Genomic DNA, 2,334 nt, shown 5'->3' on the forward strand with positions numbered 1-2,334 from the left:
CCACTTCGTTTACGAGGCTACTCATGGGTTCACTTGCGTTACGGCCTGCTCTCTTGCTGTGTGGAAACTCACGACCCCGCGTTGCCGCGACGCCGCTTCCTCATGCTACCGGGGCGTACGGACAACTCCCCGGACGGGACTTCAACCCGCTAGATTTGCTGCTGTTACTGCGTACGGAGCGTCCCCTTTTATTAGCGGCGAGTTTACGAGTCCGATGAATTTTCTTGTTCAATGAGTTTCATGCGATGAGCGACTTCCTTTTCTAACTCCATCATATGCATTTGCATTTCTTTGTGTTTCATTAATGAGCTTTCTAGGCTATGCCTAACTTGTGCATATTCCTCAGAAAGCGCAGCATAACGACGCATTATCGGCTCAACCTCTGGATTTTCTATATCATCACCTAAAAAAAGCTCCCTATGATGCCGCATATCATTACGCATTGATTCCAGTTCGTGCATACGTTGCTTTAGCATATGACGTTCTTCTTCATACGCCATCATTCTATGCTTACTGTGTTCCAGTTCTTGAAACAGGTGGCTCATTTCAAGTTTTCGCCTTTTCAAATACTCCATTTCTTTCATGCGTTTATAGGCGAGTTTATCCCGACGCTTAACTTCTCTAATTTCTTCAACTACCTCATCGCTTACTTTCTCATCTAGGTTTTCTCTAGCTAATTCAAGAAAACGATCTGCTTGATACATATGAAATGTATTGTTTGCTTTATCTTTAAACTCTTTAACCAGTTCTGGGCGTGGGCCAACGGTCTTACCCTTGAACTTTTCCCACCAATCTTCTTTTTTGTCATCAGTGACTAATACTACGCCTTTACCAGATTCAATCGCTTTATCAATCACCTGAAACCAGACAATAAGGTCTCCATATCTTCTGCATTTTTCAAAAAATACCTCACTATCGCTCGATTTTGATCCATCTTTAAAGCCTGGTGGTATTTTTTGTTTATACCTTTCTTCACCCTCAGTTATCAGCTCTAAAAGCTTATCTTTCCCATAAGGTGCGCCCACTCTACCTTCAAAAATCGATGCAATTGCTTCTTTTATTTCATCGTTTGAAATTCTTTCTGTATGAACAGATTTGTTCTTTTTTAACTCTTCACAAAGCTCATCAAATACTCGTCCCACTCTATTCATCGTGTCTGAGCCAACAAAAGGGTGTTGACGAGCATTTTCTAAATCGCTTTTCAAGGAAACAATTAATTTAGTGGTGTCATCATATGATTTTTCTTGTTGGTCAATGACAGATAAACGATTGTTGAAATATTCATCTGCTGCCCTATGTGGAAGCCACACTCTGCTTTTTATTTTTTCTAAGATGCGTAGAAACTCACCACGAGTCGTATCTGAGTATCGATACAAATTAAGCAATATATTGGCATCGAATACGAACAGTGACGTATCCCATACCTCTCTGAGACGTCCTTCACTCTCTTTAAAGTGACCAGGAAACAAATCCTTCATACTATCTCCATCATTGAACTACAATTATACGTCCGAAATGACGCAATACGCCCACACAATGGGGTAGTAAAAGGGGACGCTTCCCTTTACGAAAAGGGTGGAGTAGAGAGTAATCTTTTGCCTACCCTCCCTCATTAAACCGGAAAGAAAAAGGGTAGCGTCCCCTTTTTCACTAGGTTTCATTTTTGACGTAATGTATTGCGTCATTTCGGATGTGTAATTTTATAGTTAGGGTTTTAATATGCTCGACTGCATTTCAATATCAAACATAATAACAGTGTTAGTTGCATTGTTTGGTTGGCTATTTGTTCATTGGCTAAGTAAATCCCGTGAAATTGAAGCCGCGAGGAGAAATCTAAGAGCAAGCTATCTTATGGAGGCTTATCGATCTATTGAAAACTCCATAAAACGAAATCTACAAAATGATGACAAGCGTCAATTAGAACGCGCAGCAGCTGACATAGAGCTTCTTGGTAATAAGGAGCAAATTGCTCTTGTTCATGACCTAGTTGTTTTCTCTATGGAAAACCCTCGTAAAGAGGGCGAAATATTAGATCGGAAATTTAAGCTACTTGACAACCTTCGAATGGAATTAAGAGGGCTTTTCAAACAAGATGCCACTCAGTTAGAGAAAAGAGTTGTTTTACGGCTAGAGAACAATTCGGCAAATAACAATCAATGATAAAAGGGGACGCTACCCTTTTAAGCTTATTTGAGTATACTACCCGCATGCCTAGATTAAGCCGAGCGGTTTTTGGGGGGATACCGCACCACATCACTCAACGAGGGAACCGACGAGAGAACGTGTTTTTTACGGAGGAAGATCGCACGGTTTATCTCGATTGGATGAAAGAAT

General features: G+C 40.9%; 2 protein-coding genes. One reads left to right on the plus strand and one right to left on the minus strand.

Going from position 1 to position 2,334, the window contains the following annotated elements:
- Positions 1-203: 203 nt before the first annotated feature.
- Complete coding sequence (locus BLV85_RS14560; RefSeq protein ID WP_090415937.1) at positions 204-1,478, minus strand: PIN-like domain-containing protein; 1,275 nt, start codon at positions 1,476-1,478, stop codon at positions 204-206.
- Between the two features lie 277 nt (positions 1,479-1,755).
- On the opposite strand from BLV85_RS14560, the gene BLV85_RS14565 reads away from it, so the two are divergent.
- Positions 1,756-2,160, plus strand: a complete 405-nt coding sequence (locus tag BLV85_RS14565; RefSeq protein WP_176974068.1) for a hypothetical protein — start codon at positions 1,756-1,758, stop codon at positions 2,158-2,160.
- The last annotated feature ends 174 nt before the right edge of the window (positions 2,161-2,334 follow it).

Source organism: Nitrosomonas halophila, from assembly GCF_900107165.1.
GTDB classification, from domain to species: domain Bacteria; phylum Pseudomonadota; class Gammaproteobacteria; order Burkholderiales; family Nitrosomonadaceae; genus Nitrosomonas; species Nitrosomonas halophila.